This is a genomic window from Pseudomonas sp. FFPRI_1 (assembly GCF_055384485.1).
Window position 1 is genome coordinate 4,295,683 of the sequence record NZ_AP029168.1, and the last position, 17,579, is coordinate 4,313,261.

Below are 17,579 nucleotides of genomic sequence, written 5' to 3' on the forward strand. Positions count from 1 at the left end.
AGAAACGCCATGGCAATGCCACTGCACGAAGCCGACGGGCAGGTCTATGTCGCCCTGAGCCAGCTGATGGCCCTGGAGTTCCAGGCCCGTTGCCTGAGCTTTGTCGCCCGCCAGCCACAAGCCAGCATCCTCGCCGGCAACCACGCCTCACGCCTGCGCGGGCGCGGCCTGAACTTCGACGAACTGCGCCGCTACCAGCCCGGCGACGACCTGCGTCACCTGGACTGGCGTGCCACCTTGCGCACCGGCAAGGCAGTGGTGCGCACCTTCACCGAAGAGCGCGACCGCCCGGCGCTGATCCTGGTGGACCAGCGCATGTCGATGTTTTTCGGCTCGCGGCGAGCCTTCAAGTCGGCCCTGGCCGCCGAACTGGCGGCCCTGGCGGCGTGGATGGTGTTCCAGGCCGGCGACCGGGTCGGCGGCCTGGTGTTCAACGACCAGGGCATCGACAGCATCGCCCCGCTGCGTAGCCGCAAGCGCGTGGAAGCCCTGTGCAGCCGGATCGTCCAGCACAACCAGCAACTGCACGCCGGCAACCCCGACCATGAGGGCGACGGGCAGTTGGACCGGGTGTTGCAGCAATGCCTGAACCTCGCCGCCCACGACCACCTGGTCTGTATCGTCAGCGACTTCGCCGGCACCAGCCCGCGCACCCTGCAGTACCTGCGCCAACTGGCCCGGCACAACGACGTGATCGCCCTGCAGGTCTATGACCCCCTGGCCCTGGAACTGCCGCACAACGGCCGACTGCTGGTGACCCAGGGCCAGCTGCAAGTGGAACTGGCGGTGGAGCAACGCCAGGTGCACCGGCCCCTGGGGGACTTCCTCAGCGGCCGGCTCAAGGACGTGGCCAGCCTGCTGCGTCGCAGCCAGGTGCCGCTGATGATGTTCAGCACGGCCCAGGAGGCCCTGGGGCAACTGCGCAGCGAGCTGGGCAGGCTGGGAGCGCCGCGGCGATGAACCCGACCCTCCCCAGCATCGACCAGTTGCAGGAAATGCCCTTGCCGCCCGCGCCCGCCTACCTGCCGCAGACCTGGGGCTGGGCCGTGCTGCTGGCCCTGCTGGTGCTCGGTGCGTTGGCCTGGGGCGCCTGGCGCTATTGGCGCTGGCGCCGGGATGCCTATCGGCGCGAAGCGCTGGCGCAACTGGCCCGGCTGCAAGCCAGCGCCGACCGCCTCGGCGCCCTGCGCGCATTGCCCGAACTGCTCAAGCGTGTGGCCCTGTCCATGCCCGCCCCCATCAGTCTGCGCAGGGGCCGGCCTGCCGACCCGGATCTTGTCGCAGCCGCCTTCGCTGGCGAGCCAGCGCCTACAACAGCCGAACCGCCCCATACCTCAGGTAGGAGCCGGCTTGCCGGCGAAGCTCTTGCCGCGGCCCACTCCGCCTTGGCTGGCAAGCCGGCCCCTACAGCCCGCCATGGGGTGGCGACACTGCAGGGGGCGGGCTGGCAGGCCTTTCTGCAACAGCATTGTCCGCTGCCGCTGCCCGAGGATTTCAGCCAGCAACTGGCCAGGCTGGCCTATGCGCCCGAGACGCAACTGCTGGCCCTGTCGCCCGCAGAGCAGCAACAGCTGTTCGCCCATTGCCGGACCTGGGTGGAGCAGCACCATGTGGCAGCTTGACTACCCCTGGCTGTTGCTCCTGCTGCCGCTGCCCTGGTTCGGCTACCGCTGGCTGCCCGCCTACCGCGAGGCCCGCAGCGCGGTGCGGGTGCCGTTCTTCGCCGCCATGAGCCGCGCCGTCGGCCAGGCGCCGCAACCGTCCGGCAGCCGCCGCAACCGCGGGCAGTTGCTGCTCAACCTGCTGGTCTGGGCCCTGCTGGTGCTGGCGGTGGCGCGGCCGGTGTGGGTCGAGCCGCCCCTCGAACAGCAGCGGCCGGTACGCGACCTGATGCTCGCCATCGACCTCTCGCAATCGATGCAGACCGAGGATTTCAACGACGCCAACGGCCAGCGGATCGACCGTCTGAGCGCAGTGAAACAGGTGGTCCAGGGCTTTATCCAGCGGCGCACGGACGATCGCCTGGGGCTGATCGTGTTCGGCAGCGGCGCCTTTGCCCAGGCGCCCCTGACCCTGGACCACGCCAGCCTGAGCCTGCTGCTCGAAGACAGCGGCATCGGCATGGCCGGGCCCAACACCGCGATTGGCGACGCCATCGGCCTGGCGCTCAAGCTGCTGGAACAGGCCAATGAGCCGGAGAAAGTGCTGATCCTGCTCACCGACGGCAACGACACCAGCAGCGCCATCACCCCGCAGCACGCCGCCGCCATGGCCGCAGCCAAAGGCGTAGTGATCCATACCATCGGCATCGGCGACCCCAGCGCCGCAGGTGAAGCCAAGGTCGACCTGTCGGCCCTGGAGCAGATCGCCCGGACAACCGGAGGCCGCTACTTCCGCGCCGAGGACCGCAACGCCCTGGACCAGGTCTACGCCACCCTCGACCGCCTCACCCCCCATCAAGTGCAGACCCTGCGCCACCAGCCCAAGCGCGATTTGTTCCACTGGCCCCTGGGCGCGGCCCTGGGCCTGCTGGCGCTGTATCACCTGCTGGCCTGGCTGGCGCCGCGCCTGCGCCCGAGCCGGGTGCGCCCGCCGCAGGAGGCCTGAAATGCAGATCAACCTCAGCGACCTGCACCTCCTGCGCCCACTGTGGCTGCTGCTGATCATTCCCGGGGCCTTGCTGCCCTGGCTCTGGCAGCGCCGGCATGACCTGCAGGCGCGCCTGCGGGGCAGCATTGCCCCCCACCTGCTGACGCACCTGCTGGTCACCCCGCAGGACTCCCAGCGCCTGCGGCCGGTGCATCTGCTCAGCGCGCTGCTGGTGCTCGGCGCCCTGGCCGCTGCCGGCCCGACCTGGGAACAGGACCGCCCGGATTTCCTGCAGAACCGCGCACCGCTGATCATCGCCCTGGACCTGTCTGCCTCGATGAACGCCAGCGACCTGCCGCCCAGCCGCCTGGAGGCCGCCAAGCACAAGCTGCAGCAGCTGGTGCAGCAACGCCGTGGCGCCCGCACCGGGCTGATCGCCTACGCCGGCAGCGCGCACCTGGTGCTGCCGGCCAGCGACGACCCGGCCTTGCTCGACAGCTTCATCCAGGCCCTGGGCAGCGAGCTGATCCAGCGCCCGGGCAAGGATGTGCTGGGGGTGATCCGGCAAGCCCAGCGCCTGCTCCAGGCCGAGCACAGCCCGGGCAGCCTGCTGTTGATCAGCGACGGCGCCGACACCTCGCAATTGGCGGCGATCAAACAGCAACTGGCCGGCAGCCCCTTGCAGGTACTGATCCTGGCGGCCGGCAGCAGCGACGGCGGGGTCATCCGCGATGCCAACGGCCAGCCGCTCACCGACAGTGACGGCCGCCCGCAACTGGGGCGTTTCGACAGCGCCGCGCTCAAGCAACTGGCCGCCGCCAGCGACGCGCCCCTGGGCAGCCTGACCCTGAATGACGACGACCTGGACTGGGTGCAGTTGCATGCCCAGCAGCATTTCACCGCGGCCAACGACACCGACCGGCAACTGCAATGGAAAGACGCCGGCTACTGGCTGTGCTGGCCGCTGCTGCTGTTGGCGTTCTGCTGCGTGCGCCGCGGCTGGAGCCTGAACTGGCTGGGTGCCCTGCTGCTGGGCCTGGGCCTGAGCCTGCAAGCGCCGACGGCCCGGGCCAATGCCCTGGCCGATGCCTTCTTCAGCGCCGACCAGCAAGGCCGCTGGGCCTTCGAACACGGCCACTACCCGGCCGCTGCAGCGCTGTTCACCGATCCCTGCTGGAAAGGCATCGCGGCTTATAAAGCCGCTGACTTCGACCTGGCCCTGGCCAGCTTCGCCCGCCTGGACAGCGCCGCGGCGTATTTCTACCTGGGCAATATCCATGTGCGGCGCTTCAGGTTCGACGAGGCCATCGCCGCCTATCAGCAAGCCCTGAAGTTGCAGCCGCGGTTTGCCGAAGCCCGCGCCAACCTGGCCCTGGCCCAGGCGCTGAAAAAAGACACCGAGAGCGCGCAGCAGAACGCCCCCGAGGTCAAGCCCGATGCCATCAAGTTCGACAAGCCTGCGGGCCAGGGCCAGAGCAAGAAGGTCGAGACCCAGCAGGCCGCCAGCGACGAGCTTTGGCTGCAGAACCTCAACACCTCCCCGGCGGCCTTCCTGCGGCAGAAGTTCAGCCTGCAGGACCTCGACAACACCCCGCCGCAGGTGACGCCATGAACCCGATAGCGTTGAGAGGTCTGTGGGCAGTGGCGCTTGGGCTGCTGCTCTGGGGCTGGCAGGCGCTGGCGGCCGAGCCGCAGTTGCGGGTGCAGGCCCAGTTGCAGCCCGATACCTCGGTGATGGTCGGACAGACCCTGCAGTTGCAGGTCGATGTGCTGACCAATACCTGGTTCACCCAGGCCGCGACCCTGCCGCAGCTGCAACTGCCCGGGGCCCTGGTGCTGGCACCCGACGGCGAAGCCGAGCACTTGAACCAGACCCTCGACGGGCAGCCGTTCTTCGGCATGCGCTACCGCTACCGGATCACCCCGCAACAGGCGCGTTCGTTCCAGATTCCGCCCCTGGTGGTGCGCGCCACCCCGGCCCAGGCCAGCGCCGAGCAGTCGGCGCAGACCCCGCCCCTGGCCTTCAGCGCCAGCCAGCCGCCGGGCTTCGCTCCGGGGGAAGCGGTGCTGGTGGCCGATGATCTGCGCCTGACCCAGGCCCTGCACTGGTCCACGACGCCAGCGGCGGTGGGCGACACCCTGGTCCGCGAACTGACCCTGCAGGCCGACGGCCCACCGGGGTTGTCCCTGCCGCCGCCGCAAACGGCCGCCGTGGCCGGCCTGGAGGCCTACCCGGTGACCCCGCGCATCAGCAACCTGGATGACGGTCGCGGGCATATCAGCGGTGGCCAGCGCATCGATCGCCTGAGTTACAGGATCCAGCGCCCCGGGCACTACCAACTGCCGGCGCTGCGGATCAAATGGTGGAACAGCCGGACGCATCGGGCCCAGGTCAGCGAGGTGCCGGCCTTGAGTTTCGAGGCCACGGCCGCCAGCCGCTATCAGCCGGTGTTTTCCATCAGCGACGATCTCAAGGCCCTGGGCCGGCAAAACCCCTGGCGCATTTCCCAATACCTGGTCGGCCTGGCCCTGCTGCTGGCGCTGAGCGTTTTGGCGCTGTACCTGGGCCGCCCCTGGTGGCAACGCGGGCAGCAGGCCTGGCAACACTGGCGGGCCGCACGCCAGGCCGCCTGGCAGCGCTCTGCCGCCTGGGCCTGGGAACAGCTGCCGGGCCAGCTCAAGCAGCAGCCGCCGCAACTGAGTGCCCTGTACCTGTGGTACCGGCGCAGCAGCGGCCGCCTCGATCTGGCCCGCCTGGGCCCGCGCCTGCGCGCCCTGCTGCAGGCCTGCTATGGCCCTGCGCCCGACACCGCTGCGGCCCTGGAGCAACTGCGCCAGGCGCTGCCGGCGCTGCACGCCGAAGGCACGCCGCACGCCCCTCCACAAGGCCACGGCCTGCGCCCCCTCAACCCCGGTCACGAGAAGGATTTCCCATGACACTTCCAGCCCCCTGGCGCCTGCGCCACCTGCCTCTCCTGCTGCTGTTGCTGGCCGCCCCGCTGCTGGCCCTGGCCAACAGCGACCCCTTGCCCTCGTGGAAGGACGGCCCGAGCAAGCGGCACATTCTCGCCTTCGTCCAGGCGGTGACCACCCAGGGCGGCCCGGACTACGTGAAACCCGCCGAGCGCATTGCCGTGTTCGACAACGACGGCACCCTGTGGAGCGAGCAGCCGGCCTATTTCGAGGTGCTGTTCGCCTTCGACGAAATCAAGCGCCTGGCGCCCCAGCACCCCGAGTGGAAGACCCGCCAGCCGTTCCAGGCGGTACTCGAAGGCGATCACCAGGCCCTGGCCGCCAGCGGCATGCAGGGCCTGCTGCAGATCATTGGCGCCACCCATACCGGCATCAGCAGCGAGGCCTTTATCGACAATGCCCGGCGCTGGCTGGCCGAAGCCCGCCACCCGAAGACCGGGCGGCCGTTCAACCAGATGATCTACCAGCCCATGCTGGAGATGCTCGACTACCTGCGCAGCCAGGATTTCAAGACCTACATCGTCTCCGGTGGCGACACCGCCTTCATGCGCGCCTTCGCCGAAAGCGCCTACGGCATCCCGCCGGAACAGGTGATCGGCAGCAACTTCGTCACCCAGTGGCAGTTCCAGGACGGCCAGCCGTCGATCCTGCGCACCGCCAAGCTGGCCCACAACGACGACGGCCCGGGCAAGCCGGAAAGCATCGACGGGATCATCGGCCGGCGCCCGCTGCTGGCCTTCGGCAACTCCGACGGCGACCTGCAGATGCTGCAGTGGACCGCCGCCGGCAGTGGCAAGCGTTTCATGGGGCTGGTGCACCACACCGACGCAGCGCGCGAGTGGGCCTACGACCGCAAGTCCCAGGTCGGGCGCCTGGACCAGGCCCTGGATCAAGCACAGCAGCACGGCTGGACCCTGGTGGACATGGCCGCCGAATGGCGGCGGATCTACCCCTTCGAGCCCCTGGCACCCGAGCAAGCGCAATGACCACAGGAGCACTAACAACAGACGTAAGGCAGGACAGCACTCAACGTGGCTCGCCCCAGGCGAGCGAACCCGAAAAGGAGCAAGTCAGATGACGTGCATACGCAAGTGGCTACCCAAGGCCGCCCTGGTGGCGACCGCGGTGATGGCGTTCTCGGCAACTGCCGGGGCGGCAGAGAAACCCAATATCCTGGTGATCTTCGGCGACGATATCGGCCAGACCAATATCAGCGCCTATTCCATGGGCGTGGTCGGCTACAAGACGCCGAACATCGACCGCATCGCCAAGGAAGGCATGCTGTTCACCGACTACTACGCGGAGAACAGCTGCACCGCCGGGCGTTCTTCCTTTATTACCGGGCAGACGCCGCTGCGCACCGGGCTGTCCAAGGTGGGCATCCCCGGGGCCCCGGTGGGCCTGCAAAAACGCGACATCACCATCGCCCAGGCGCTGAAGTCCCAGGGCTACGCCACCGGCCAGTTCGGCAAGAACCACCTCGGCGACCGGGATGAGTACCTGCCCACCGCCCACGGGTTCGACGAGTTCTTCGGCAACCTCTACCACCTCAACGCCGAAGAGGAGCCCGAGCGCCCCTACTGGCCCAAGGACGACCCGGACTTCGTCAAGGCCAACTCGCCACGCGGGGTGATCCACAGTTTTGCCGACGGCAAGATCGAAGACACCGGCGCCCTGACCAAGAAACGCATGGAGACCATCGACGACGAAACCACCGCCGCCGCCCAGGCCTTCATCGAGAAGCAGGCCAAGGCCGACAAGCCGTTCTTCGTCTGGATGAACACCACGCGCATGCACGTGTTCACCCATGTGCGCGAGTCCATGGCGGGCCAGAGCGGCATGCCCGGCAACGAATACGCCGACGGCATGGTCGAGCACGACAACGATGTGGGCAAACTGCTCAAGACCCTCGACGACCTGAAAATCGCCGACAACACCATCGTCGTCTACACCACCGACAACGGACCCAACCAGTTCTCCTGGCCAGATGCGGCGACCACGCCGTTCCGCAACGAGAAGAACTCCAACTGGGAAGGCGCCTACCGGGTGCCGGCGATGGTTCGCTGGCCGGGCAAGGTCAAGGCCGGGGAAGTCTCCAACGAGATGTTCTCGGGGCTCGACTGGTTCCCCACCCTGCTGGCGGCGGCCGGCGACAACGGGGTCAAGGACAAGCTACTCAAGGGCTGGGCCCCCAGCACCGGTGGCGCCAGCTTCAAGGTGCACCTGGACGGCTTCAACCAGTTGCCCTACCTGACCGGCCAGCAGCCCAAGGGGGAACGCCACGAGTTCTACTACTTCAACGATGACGGGGTGCTGGTGTCGATGCGCTTCGACAACTGGAAAGTGGTGTTCTGCGAGCAGCGCCAGCCGGGAGGGTTCCGGGTCTGGAGCGAGCCGTTCGTATGCCTGCGGGTGCCGAAGATCCTCAACTTGCGGATGGACCCCTACGAGCGGGCGGACGTGGTCTCCGACCAGTTCTATGACTGGAACACCAAGAACGTCTACCTGGCCGGGGTAGCGGTGACCAAGTCGGCGAAGTTCCTCGAGACCTTCATCGAATACCCACCGAGCCAGAAACCGGCGAGCTTCAGCATCGATCAGATCCGCGCTGCGGTGGATGCCAAGATCGCCGAGAAAATGAAGGCTCAACCGGCCCAATGACCCGACGCCGCCCGTCCCACCGGGCGGCCTCTCCCCCCACACAGCAGGCGTCGGCTTGCCAACGAAGAGGCCCGCAAGCCCTGCGCCATCCTCGACAACGCCTTCGCTGGCAAGCCAGCGCCTACGGACGGGCACGCATATTCCCTGTAGGAGTCGGCTTGCCGACGAAGAGGCCCGCAAGCCCTGCGCCATCCTCGACAACGCCTTCGCTGGCAAGCCAGCACCTACGGACGGGTACGCATATTCCCTGTAGGAGTCGGCTTGCCGACGAAGAGGCCCGCAAGCCCTGCGCCATCCTCGACAACGCCTTCGCTGGCAAGCCAGTTCCTACGGGCGGGCACGCATGTTCCCTGTAGGAGTCGGCTTGCCGACGAAGACGTCCGCAAGCCCTGCGCCATCCTCGACAACGCCTTCGCTGGCAAGCCAGCTCCTACGGGCGGGTACGCATACTCCCTGTAGGAGTCGGCTTGCCGACGAAGAGGCCCGCAAGCCCTGCGCCATCCTCGACAACACCTTCACTGGCAAGCCAGCTCCTACGGACGGGCACGCATGTTCCCTGTAGGAGTCGGCTTGCCGACGAAGACGTCCGCCAGTCTTGTACTACGCTTGAGTCCGCATTCGCCGAGACTCCGGCACCTGCCAATCCGTAGGGCATTTCGATTTCTGCATAAGGCCATGGAACATGAGTTCTCCCCTCTCGCGGCCACACCTTGCCAGCCACAGCCTCGACACCCGCGCGCAGTGGTTTCCGGCACTGCTGTTATTTGTCTCCGGCACCGCGGCGCTGATCTTCCAGGTGCTGTGGATCAAGCAACTGTCCCTGGTGGTGGGGGTCGAGGTCTATGCCATCACCACCGGTATCAGCGCCTTCTTCGCCGGGCTGGCCCTGGGCGGCTGGCTGTTCGGCCGCCTGGCCGACCGGGTGGGCAACCCCTGGCGCCTGTACGCGCTGCTGGAGTTGCTGGTGGCGCTGACGGCCGTGGGTGCGACCCTGGCCCTGGCCGGCGCCGCCGCGCCCTTCGCTGAATTGGCCCTGCACCTGGGCCTGCTGGCCTGGGGCCTGCCGCTGCTGCTGGTGGGCGCCCCGGCGGTGCTGATGGGCGGCACCCTGCCGGTGCTGGTGCGGGCCCTGGCGGCCGACCCGAGGCAACTGGGCCGCGCCGCTGGCAGGCTGTACGCGGCCAACACCGCCGGGGCAATTGCCGGCACCCTGCTCAGCGCCTTTGTGCTGATTGCCACCCTCGGCGTGCGCGGCAGCGCCCTGGCCGCAGCACTCCTGAACCTGCTGGCGGCCCTCGGTGCCCTGGCCCTGCGACAACCGCAGGCCCTGCCCGCCAGCGCGCCGGCAAAGCTGGTCCGCAACCCGCCGCCGGCACGACTGGCCCTGCTGCTGTACAGCATCGCCGGCGGCGTGGCCCTGGGCTACGAGGTGGTCTGGTCGCAGTCCATCGTGCCGTTCATGAGCACCCGCACCTACGCCTTTGCCGTAGTCCTGGCCACCTACCTGGGCGGGCTGTTCCTGGGCAGCAGCCTGATGGCTTCGCGGGCCGACCGGGTGCGTGACCCCTGGGGCCTGTTCGGCCTGCTGATTGCCGGTGCCGGGCTCCTGGCCCTGCTGGAGATGGCGCTGCTGGGGCGCTGGCTGATCCTCGCCCAGACCCAGGTCGAAGCCCTCATCCTCAGCCTGGGGGGCAGCCCGCTGCTGGGCATGAGCGGGCGCTTTGCCGTGGCCGCGCTGTGCATCGTGTTCCTGCCCACCCTGCTGCTGGGGGCGGCCTTCCCCCTGGCCCTGCGCCTGTGCTGTGACGGCCGCGCAGTGGGCCGCGACGTTGGCGCCGTGCTGGCCTGCAACACCCTGGGCGGGATCATTGGCGTGGCCCTGTGCGGCTTTGTGCTGATCCCCTGGCTGGGGCTGGTGCGCACCCTGGGGCTGCTGGCGCTGATCGCAGCGCTGGTGGGCCTGCTTGCCGTGCGCCAGGGCCCCGGGGTACGCAAGGGCCGGCGCCAGGGGGTGGTTGCCCTGGGGCTGCTGTCCCTGGCCGTGGCCCTGCTGACCCCGCCCCAGCGCCTGGCGCAACTGTTGCCCGGGGCCCGCCACGCCGAACTGAGTTTCTACCAGGAAGGCCGCGGCGCCACGGTGGCGGTGGTGACCCAGGGCCAGCCCGAGCGGCGCTTCCATCGCCTGTATATCCAGGGCGTGTCGAACACCGGCGATGCCATGCCATCACTGCGCTACATGCGCATCCAGGCCCTGCTGCCGCTGCTGATCCACAACGGCGAACCGCGCTCGGCGCTGGTGATCGGCTTCGGCACCGGGATCACCGCCGGGGCCTTGCTGCGCTACCCGGGGCTGGAACAACGGGTGGTGGCGGAATTGCTGCCGGCGGTACTGCAAGCCGCGCCGCTGTTCCAGGGCAACTTCAATGCCGCCAGCGATCCGGGCATACAGATCCGCCTGCAGGACGGGCGCCAGGAACTGCTGCGCAGCCCGCAGAACTATGACCTGATCACCCTGGAACCGCCGCCGCCCTCCGCTGCCGGGGTGGTCAACCTGTACTCCCGGGACTTCTACCAACTGGCCGCGCGGCGTCTCAACACTCAAGGCCTGGTGGCCCAATGGCTGCCCCTGCCGACCCAGAACAGCGAAGACTCCCGCGCCCTGGTGCAGAGCTTCCTCGAGGTCTTCCCCTACGCCACCCTGTGGACCAGCGAGTTCCACGAGATGCTGCTGGTGGGTTCCCTGGACCCCATCGAGCTGGACGCGGCCAGGATCGAGCGGCGCTTTGCCCAGGACAGCGTGCGCAGCGCCCTGGGGGAAGTCGGGGTCGATTCCGCCCAGGCGCTGCTGGCCACCTGGGTCAGCGACCGCGATGGCCTGCAGCGCTTTGCCGGCGATGCCCCGGCGGTCACCGATGACCGGCCGCACATCGAGTACGCACCCTGGGTGCGCCCACGGGAGATCATCCGGGTTCTGCCGGAGCTGCTGAACCTGCGCCATCCACCGGTGCTGGTGAATGTCAGCCCCGAGTTTCGCCAGCGGATGAACCAGGAAAGCCGCAACCTGATGCAGTTCTACCGCGCCAGCCTGCACGCCTATGATGGCGACCGCGAAGCCTGGGCCCGGGAGATCCGCGAGCTGCTCCAGGTCGATGGCGGCAACCCCTACTACCGCTGGTTCGTCGGCCAGTGAGCTGAAGCGCCCATCCCGGGCCGCGGCATGCGGCCTGGGACTTTTTTTCAGGAAACCGGTAGGGTGCGCGGTTTCAGCGCGCCTGTGCCCGGGCGCGGCGGTCTTTCATGGAGTCGTACCGCCCAATGAGTTGCTGGACCCTGCTCGGCCTGCCGGCCACGACCGATACCCGCACCATCAAACGCCACTACGCCAGGCTGCTCAAGCAGACCCGCCCGGATCAAGACCCGGTGGCGTTCCAGCGCCTGCGCGAAGCCTATGAATCGGCGCTGGAGCAAGCCCGCTGGCTGGGCATGCAGGAGCAGGATCCACACCCGGACGAAGCCCCGGTGCCGCTGGCCGTGCAGGCGCCGCACGGCCCAAAGCCGTTGTCGCCGGCGCAGCGAGTCGCCCCCTTGCTGGAGGGCATCCGCATCGAGCAACTGGACCTGCGCTATCAGCAGGCAATCGAGAGCGACTGCCTGCTGGAGTTCGAGCTGGGCCTGTTGCGCCACTGCGTGGAACGCCCGGAACAGTCGCAACAGCTGCTGGCCTGGGCCTTTGTCACGTTCCACTGGCTCAGCGCCTGGCAGCGCCTGGAACTGCCGGAGTACCTGACCGAAGCCTTGTTGGAACAGTGCCAGGAAAAGCTCTTGCAGCCCCTGCAGGACGCCCTGGCCCAACGCGACGACCAGGCCCTGCTCCAGGCCTACGCGCGACGCCAGCAGCAGCCCTGGCTGAACAGCCTGGACCAGGGCCAATGGTTCAACCTGCAACTGGTGCAGTTGCTGCTCAACAGCCCCTACTGGTCCAGCCCGGGGTTCGCCGCGGTGTGTGCTGGTCAGGGCTGGCACAACGGTGAGGACAACTCCTGCCCGGCGCTGGAATGGGCGCGCCTGAAAACCCGTGACGAAGCACCGGTATTCATTGCCCAGCAGCAGGCCCTGGCCACGCAGGCGCCGGCCAGCCCGCAACAGCGCGCCGCCTACCTGCTGCTGGCGCCCATCAGTTTTACCCGTCGGCGCAATTTTGCCCGGCGCCTGCGCCCCGATGACTGGGCCTGCTGCCGCCAACTGAGCTCGCGGCTGCACGCCAATCACCCCGAGGTATCGGCCGGCATGCCCGGCGGCACGCCGTTCTTCTGGCGCGACTGGGAGTTCGCCTTCAACACCTGGCCCATGTACCTGGGCATGGTCCTCGCCTGCCTGCTGGGGGCTGTGGCCCGCTATGCGCCGCAAGCCGCCAGCCTGGGTGAAATCATCGGCGTGACGCTGTTCTGGAGCACCTGTTTTGCCGGCGCCGGGGCCCTGCTGGGGTGGCTCTGGCAGCCTCTGGCTCAGCGCCTCTGGGTGCGCGACCAGGCACTCGGCGCACGCCTGCCGCGCTGGCTCGACCCGGACCGCGAGGTGCTGATCCTGCGCGACCTGCTGCCGGCCCTGCTGCTCAGCAGTGCCCTGGGGTACTTCTGCGGCCCGCTCAGCGCTGCCACTTACCTGGCCGTGCTGCTGGGGGTGGCGATCCTGCGGCGCCGCGAACTCAAGGCCCCGGCTTCCTGGGAAAAAGCCGCGCCCTGGCGCCGACGGCTGTTGATCGGCCTGGGCTGCATGGTGCTAGTGGCAGGCCTGGGCAGCCTCCAGCTGTTCACCAGCCAGCGCACGCTCAAGCCCAACCAGGGCCTGCAGCAATGGAGCGAACGCCTGTGCGCGCGCATGCCCGCCAATGCCGAGGGTTGCGCGGCCCCGGCCAGCGCCCGCCAGTGGTACGGCCAGGAGGGCACGCCATGAAGCCCGACTGGTTGCTGCCCATCGGCCTGGGTCTGGGGCTGACGCTGGTCGGCCTGGCCGGGGCCAGCAAGCCCCTGGTGCACCTCGACCTGTGGCTGGACCGCCTGGACAGCCCGGCCACCGCCCAGGCCAATGCACTGGCGCCGATCATCAACTGCATGAACCAGCTGGACGTGCCCTGGCGCATGGCCCATGAGGCCTTCCTGGCCGAGGGCGCACCCCGGGCCAAGGCGACCGGCGCCTTCGACCTGAGCCCCAATGGCGGTCAGGACATCGACGCGCTGCAGCGCTTCGTCTGCACCCGCCACATCACCGAAAAACTGCAGTCCCTGGCCCCGGACAGCCCCCTGCTCGCCGCCACCGAAGACTATCTGCAAGTGCTCGGCCCCTTCGCCGCCCTGACCAAGGATGCCTACATGCAGCGCCGGGGCTTTGGCCGGCCCCTGGACGAGGCGCAACTGGATGAATTTGCCCGCCAGCTGGCGCAACAGAGCGAGGCTTACCTGGAAGCTTCCAATGCCGTGCGCCAGTTGCTCCCGGCCCTGGATATCGAGCCGCGCAGCGAACAGTTGCTGCGCCTGGAACAGCGCTTGGGGCGCACTGCCCACTGGGCGCTGCTGGAGTACATGATCCAGGCCCGCAGCACCGTGGAATTTCTCGAACAAGGCGTACGCCAGCAGAGCCTGACCCCGGACGAGCTGGAAGAAGTCACCCGCCAGTTGCGCTACGCCTGGGACGCCCGTCAGCCGTTTCTCAAGATCGACCCGACGGACAAGAACACCGAGCAGGTGCTGTACCTCTGGCAACTGATCGCCCAGCCCGGCGAACAGTACCTCAAGGCCCTGGACACCCTGCACCGCGACTGGCGGGCGCACGCCGAGCCGCAACGCCTGAGCGACGATTACCACGCGGTCACCCAGGGCTACGACCAGATGCTCTACCACTACAACAAGCTGGCCCGTAAACAGTACTGAAGCGCAACGACGGCCACGGCCCTTTCAGGTGCCGCGGCCGTCAACGGTCGGTCATTTTTTCTTCAGTTGCAGGTAGGACTGGTGCATGTCCGAAGCCCAGCCGTCGATCACGTTCTTCACGTCGCTGGCCTGCATCACCTGGGTATCGTTCTCCAGGGGCTTGCCGGTGCCTTTGCGGACCACTTCGGCAATCACCGCGTGGGTGCTGCCATCCAGGAACGCCGCCTCGGTGGCCAGGGTGGTTTCCTGGTCGCGGATGCCACTGGCGGTGCTCACCGCCGCCGCCACCAGGGCCACGGGAATGATTTCATAAGGCTTCAGGCCCTCGGTCTTGCTGGTGACGGCGGTAATCGCCGCGCGCACCACGATCACCCCCGGGCCCGGGCCGGTGGCCAGCGGCAGGGATTTGCTCACCTCGCGCTGCAGTGCCTGGTCGTAATAGCGGGTGATGGCGGTCAGGGTGCTCTGGGGGATCTTCGCCGTCGGCTGCGGTTGCGGATAGAACTGGGTCGGTTCGATGTACACGCTGCTGTAGTTGCTCAGCTTGAGCTTGGGATCGATCCAGCGCATCACCTCCACCCCGGACGGCGACTTGGCTTCCTTGAGCTGGCTGTAGTCGCTGAGAAACCCGGAGTACTCGTCAGGCTGGGGCACTTTGCTGGAACAGCCCACCATCCCGAGGGTGGCGAGGCACAGCGTGCTGAGGGTCAGAGCAAGCTTCATGTGTAACTCCTGTAGGTGCAGCAGCCAGGGACTGGCTAGGGGGAAATTAAGGTATAGCCAAAAGCCGGCGCTTTGCCCCGCCGGCGCGGGTTGTTTGTCACGGCTTGCGGGCTGATTCACAGCCCGGATTTGACAGACCGGTAGCTGCCGTCAAAGCTCCATCGAGCCTGAGAGAGCCGATCAAGGCAGCGCATTCTGGATACGGACGTCGTAATGCCCAAGCCGAAGAAGAATAACCCACGCCCAACACCCCCTGATTCCACTGCAGCTTCGCCCCACCGCTACCTGTTCCCCTTCGGCGCCCTGCTGTTGCTGCTGGTGCTCGGCGGGCTCGGCTGGTTCCTGCTGGCCGAACCGCCCCGCCTGGCGGCGCCGCCGGTGGCTGCGGCCCCGCCCCCCGCGCAGCCCAAGGCGGTGCCGGCGCTGCCGGCCGCCCACTACGTCGATGAACAGGCCTGCCAGGGCTGCCACCAGGCCCAGGCCAGGGACTGGCAAGGCTCGCACCATCAACTGGCGATGCAGGAGGCCAACCCGCAGACGGTGCTGGGCAATTTCAATGAACAGCGTTTCAAGGCCGCAGGCGAAAGCACCCGGTTGTTTCGCCGCGGGGCCGAGTTCTGGGTCAACACCCCCGGCGCCGACGGCAGGCCCGCGGACTTCAAGGTGGCCTACACCTTCGGCATCGAACCCTTGCAGCAATACCTGATCGAGGTCGGCCAGGGGCGCCTGCAAGCCCTGGGCGTGGCCTGGGATAGCCGCAAGCAGCAGTGGTTCCACCTGTATCCGGGCCAGGGCGTTAATTTCAAGAACCCGCTGCACTGGAGCAAGCCCAGCCAGAATGCCAACTTCATGTGTGTGGAATGTCACACCACCGGCTACCAGCGCAATTTCAGCGCCAGCCAGGAGCGCTTCGACAGCCGCTGGAACAGCCTCGGCGTTGGCTGCCAGGCCTGCCACGGCCCGGCCTCCAACCATCTGCAGGCCACGGCCAGCAACGCCACCCTGGCCAACGCCGGCTTCGCCGTGGACCTCAAGGCCGCAAGCGCCACCCAGGAGATCGAGACCTGCGCCCGCTGCCACGCCCGACGCGCGCCCCTGGGCGACGGCTACCACGTCGGCCAGCGCTTGATGGATGACTACCTGCCCAGCGCCCTGACCCGGGAGCTGTACGCCCTGGACGGCAAGATCAAGGACGAGGTGTTCGAGTACGGCTCCTTCGCCCAGAGCAAGATGTTCGACAAGGGGGTGCGCTGCAGCAATTGCCACAACCCCCACAGCACCCAGCTCAAGGCCCCGGGCAACGCCGTATGCCTGCAATGCCACAACCCCGCCGGCAAGGGCACGGCAGCCGGCATCGACGGACGCGGGTTGCAGGCCAAGAATTACGATGCCCCCGAGCATCACCGGCACACCCCGGGCCAGCCCGGTGCGCAATGCGTGGACTGCCATATGCCGGGCAAGGTCTACATGGGCAATGACTATCGCCATGACCACAGCTTCAGCCTGCCCAATCCGCTGCGGGCGCAGAAGCTTGGCACCGCCGATGCCTGCCTGAGCTGCCACCAGGGGCCACAGGCCGGCGAACGCATCAGCCGGCAGTTCCAGCTATGGACCGCCAACAGCCCACCCCAGCCACCGCGCTACGACGACAGCCTGTGGCTGATCCGCGGCGGCCGGCCAGGGGCGGCCCAGGCGCTGCAGGAGCAACTGCAGCGCAGCGATCTGCCAGCGATCCAGCGGGCCACCCTGCTGGCCGAACTGGCCAACTATCCCAGCGCCCAGGCACTGCAACTGGCCACCCAGGCCCTCGGGCATGCACAGCCCCAGGTGCGCGAAAGCGCAGTGCGAGCCACCAGCGCCCTGGTGCCGCCGGCCGAACGCGGCCCGCTGCTGGTGCCCCTGCTGCAAGACCCGGTCAAGGCCGTGCGGATCGCCGCGGCTCGCGATCTGCTGGGCGCCGCACGCAATGGCCTGGGCCCGGCTCAAGGGGCCTGGGACAAGGCCCTTGGCGAATATGAAGCGGTGCAGTTGAGCCTCGTGGAGCGGGCCGAAGCCAACCTCAACCTGGCCATGCTCTACCAGGCCAGCGGTCGCGGCGCCGAGGTCGAACCCTACCTGCGCGCAGCCCTGCGCCGCGACAGCGACTTCTTCCCGGCCCTGGTGACCCTCGGCCAGTGGCTGGAAGCCAACGGCCGCAGCCAGGAGGCGCAGCAACTGCTGGCCCAGGCCCTGCAACAACACCCGGGGTCGGCGCTGTTGCAGCACACCCAGGGCCTGAGCCTGATTCGCCGTGGAGACACTGCCCAGGCCATGGCCGCCCTGAAAGAGGCTGCCGAGCTGGAACCGCAGAATGGCCAGTACGCCTATGTGCTGGCGGTGGCCCTGCATGACAGTGGCCAGGAGGACGCTGCCAACCGTCAACTGGAAACCCTGTTGCAGCACCTGCCAACCCAGCGCAACGCGCGCCTGAGCCTGATCCAGTACTACCTGGAGAGCGGCCAGGAACCCAAGGCCCAGGCACTGATGCAGCAATGGAAACAGCTCAACCCCGGGGACCCGGCGCTGCAATAGGTGGGCTGGCAAGGAGGGCTCGGTTACCCGAGCCCCCTACCAAAACCAACAAACAAGATTAAATATCAGCTTTAATGCATTGTTTTTAAACGATTATTTATTCTAGAAATTACATTAACTTGAGCGGTTGGCCGC

Annotated in this window: 12 protein-coding genes; 11 read left to right on the forward strand and 1 reads right to left on the reverse strand. The window is 67.8% G+C overall.

The genetic code is table 11. The annotated features are described in order from the left end of the window. Window positions 1-9: 9 nt before the first annotated feature. The 10 genes from ACZ5BO_RS19020 (at window position 10) to ACZ5BO_RS19065 (ending at window position 14,150) form a co-directional block, all read left to right on the forward strand. The gene (locus ACZ5BO_RS19020; RefSeq protein WP_464696093.1) at window positions 10-960 is read left to right on the forward strand and encodes a DUF58 domain-containing protein; all 951 of its coding nucleotides are present in this window, start codon (window positions 10-12) and stop codon (window positions 958-960) included. Further along, window positions 957-1,622: a DUF4381 domain-containing protein gene (locus ACZ5BO_RS19025; RefSeq protein WP_464696094.1), complete on the forward strand. Its 666-nt coding sequence runs from the start codon at window positions 957-959 to the stop codon at window positions 1,620-1,622. Before ACZ5BO_RS19020 ends, ACZ5BO_RS19025 begins: the two co-directional genes overlap by 4 nt. Continuing rightward, window positions 1,609-2,607 carry a vWA domain-containing protein gene (locus ACZ5BO_RS19030; RefSeq protein WP_464696095.1) on the forward strand — a complete coding sequence of 333 codons (999 nt, stop codon included), beginning with the start codon at window positions 1,609-1,611 and terminating at the stop codon, window positions 2,605-2,607. Before ACZ5BO_RS19025 ends, ACZ5BO_RS19030 begins: the two co-directional genes overlap by 14 nt. Window position 2,608: 1 nt before the next feature. Continuing rightward, window positions 2,609-4,201 carry a VWA domain-containing protein gene (locus ACZ5BO_RS19035; protein WP_464696096.1) on the forward strand — a complete coding sequence of 531 codons (1,593 nt, stop codon included), beginning with the start codon at window positions 2,609-2,611 and terminating at the stop codon, window positions 4,199-4,201. After that, window positions 4,198-5,526: a BatD family protein gene (locus tag ACZ5BO_RS19040; RefSeq protein WP_464696097.1), complete on the forward strand. Its 1,329-nt coding sequence runs from the start codon at window positions 4,198-4,200 to the stop codon at window positions 5,524-5,526. Before ACZ5BO_RS19035 ends, ACZ5BO_RS19040 begins: the two co-directional genes overlap by 4 nt. Then, on the forward strand, window positions 5,523-6,548 hold the full coding sequence (locus tag ACZ5BO_RS19045) for an HAD family hydrolase (protein ID WP_464696098.1): 1,026 nt from the start codon (window positions 5,523-5,525) through the stop codon (window positions 6,546-6,548). Before ACZ5BO_RS19040 ends, ACZ5BO_RS19045 begins: the two co-directional genes overlap by 4 nt. Before the next feature lie 88 nt (window positions 6,549-6,636). Continuing rightward, complete coding sequence (locus ACZ5BO_RS19050; RefSeq protein WP_464696099.1) at window positions 6,637-8,223, forward strand: arylsulfatase; 1,587 nt, start codon at window positions 6,637-6,639, stop codon at window positions 8,221-8,223. 682 nt (window positions 8,224-8,905) lie between these two features. Then, window positions 8,906-11,413, forward strand: coding sequence for a spermidine synthase (locus ACZ5BO_RS19055; RefSeq protein WP_464696101.1), 2,508 nt, complete (start codon window positions 8,906-8,908; stop codon window positions 11,411-11,413). 125 nt (window positions 11,414-11,538) lie between these two features. After that, window positions 11,539-13,176 (forward strand): molecular chaperone DnaJ, encoded by a 1,638-nt coding sequence (locus ACZ5BO_RS19060; protein WP_464696102.1) that lies wholly within the window; start codon window positions 11,539-11,541, stop codon window positions 13,174-13,176. Then, on the forward strand, window positions 13,173-14,150 hold the full coding sequence (locus ACZ5BO_RS19065) for a DUF3829 domain-containing protein (RefSeq protein ID WP_464696104.1): 978 nt from the start codon (window positions 13,173-13,175) through the stop codon (window positions 14,148-14,150). The genes ACZ5BO_RS19060 and ACZ5BO_RS19065 overlap by 4 nt, the downstream gene beginning before the upstream one ends. Window positions 14,151-14,201: 51 nt before the next feature. Here ACZ5BO_RS19065 and ACZ5BO_RS19070 read toward each other — a convergent pair whose 3' ends face one another. After that, the gene (locus ACZ5BO_RS19070) at window positions 14,202-14,873 is read right to left on the reverse strand and encodes a DUF3313 domain-containing protein (RefSeq protein WP_464696106.1); all 672 of its coding nucleotides are present in this window, start codon (window positions 14,871-14,873) and stop codon (window positions 14,202-14,204) included. Between the two features lie 213 nt (window positions 14,874-15,086). Between ACZ5BO_RS19070 and ACZ5BO_RS19075 the strand changes: the two genes are divergently transcribed. Beyond that, window positions 15,087-17,444, forward strand: a complete 2,358-nt coding sequence (locus ACZ5BO_RS19075) for a tetratricopeptide repeat protein (RefSeq protein WP_464696108.1) — start codon at window positions 15,087-15,089, stop codon at window positions 17,442-17,444. The last annotated feature ends 135 nt before the right edge of the window (window positions 17,445-17,579 follow it).

What these genes read in the sequence shown, in the direction of transcription:
- ACZ5BO_RS19020 (WP_464696093.1), top strand. Translation starts at nt 10, where the DNA reads ATGGCAATGCCACTGCACGAAGCCGACGGGCAGGTCTATGTCGCCCTG.
- ACZ5BO_RS19040 (WP_464696097.1), top strand. Translation starts at nt 4,198, where the DNA reads ATGAACCCGATAGCGTTGAGAGGTCTGTGGGCAGTGGCGCTTGGGCTG.
- ACZ5BO_RS19065 (WP_464696104.1), top strand. Translation starts at nt 13,173, where the DNA reads ATGAAGCCCGACTGGTTGCTGCCCATCGGCCTGGGTCTGGGGCTGACG.
- ACZ5BO_RS19050 (WP_464696099.1), top strand. Translation starts at nt 6,637, where the DNA reads ATGACGTGCATACGCAAGTGGCTACCCAAGGCCGCCCTGGTGGCGACC.
- ACZ5BO_RS19035 (WP_464696096.1), top strand. Translation starts at nt 2,609, where the DNA reads ATGCAGATCAACCTCAGCGACCTGCACCTCCTGCGCCCACTGTGGCTG.
- ACZ5BO_RS19025 (WP_464696094.1), top strand. Translation starts at nt 957, where the DNA reads ATGAACCCGACCCTCCCCAGCATCGACCAGTTGCAGGAAATGCCCTTG.
- ACZ5BO_RS19055 (WP_464696101.1), top strand. Translation starts at nt 8,906, where the DNA reads ATGAGTTCTCCCCTCTCGCGGCCACACCTTGCCAGCCACAGCCTCGAC.
- ACZ5BO_RS19070 (WP_464696106.1), bottom strand. Translation starts at nt 14,873, where the DNA reads ATGAAGCTTGCTCTGACCCTCAGCACGCTGTGCCTCGCCACCCTCGGG.
- ACZ5BO_RS19060 (WP_464696102.1), top strand. Translation starts at nt 11,539, where the DNA reads ATGAGTTGCTGGACCCTGCTCGGCCTGCCGGCCACGACCGATACCCGC.
- ACZ5BO_RS19030 (WP_464696095.1), top strand. Translation starts at nt 1,609, where the DNA reads ATGTGGCAGCTTGACTACCCCTGGCTGTTGCTCCTGCTGCCGCTGCCC.
- ACZ5BO_RS19075 (WP_464696108.1), top strand. Translation starts at nt 15,087, where the DNA reads ATGCCCAAGCCGAAGAAGAATAACCCACGCCCAACACCCCCTGATTCC.
- ACZ5BO_RS19045 (WP_464696098.1), top strand. Translation starts at nt 5,523, where the DNA reads ATGACACTTCCAGCCCCCTGGCGCCTGCGCCACCTGCCTCTCCTGCTG.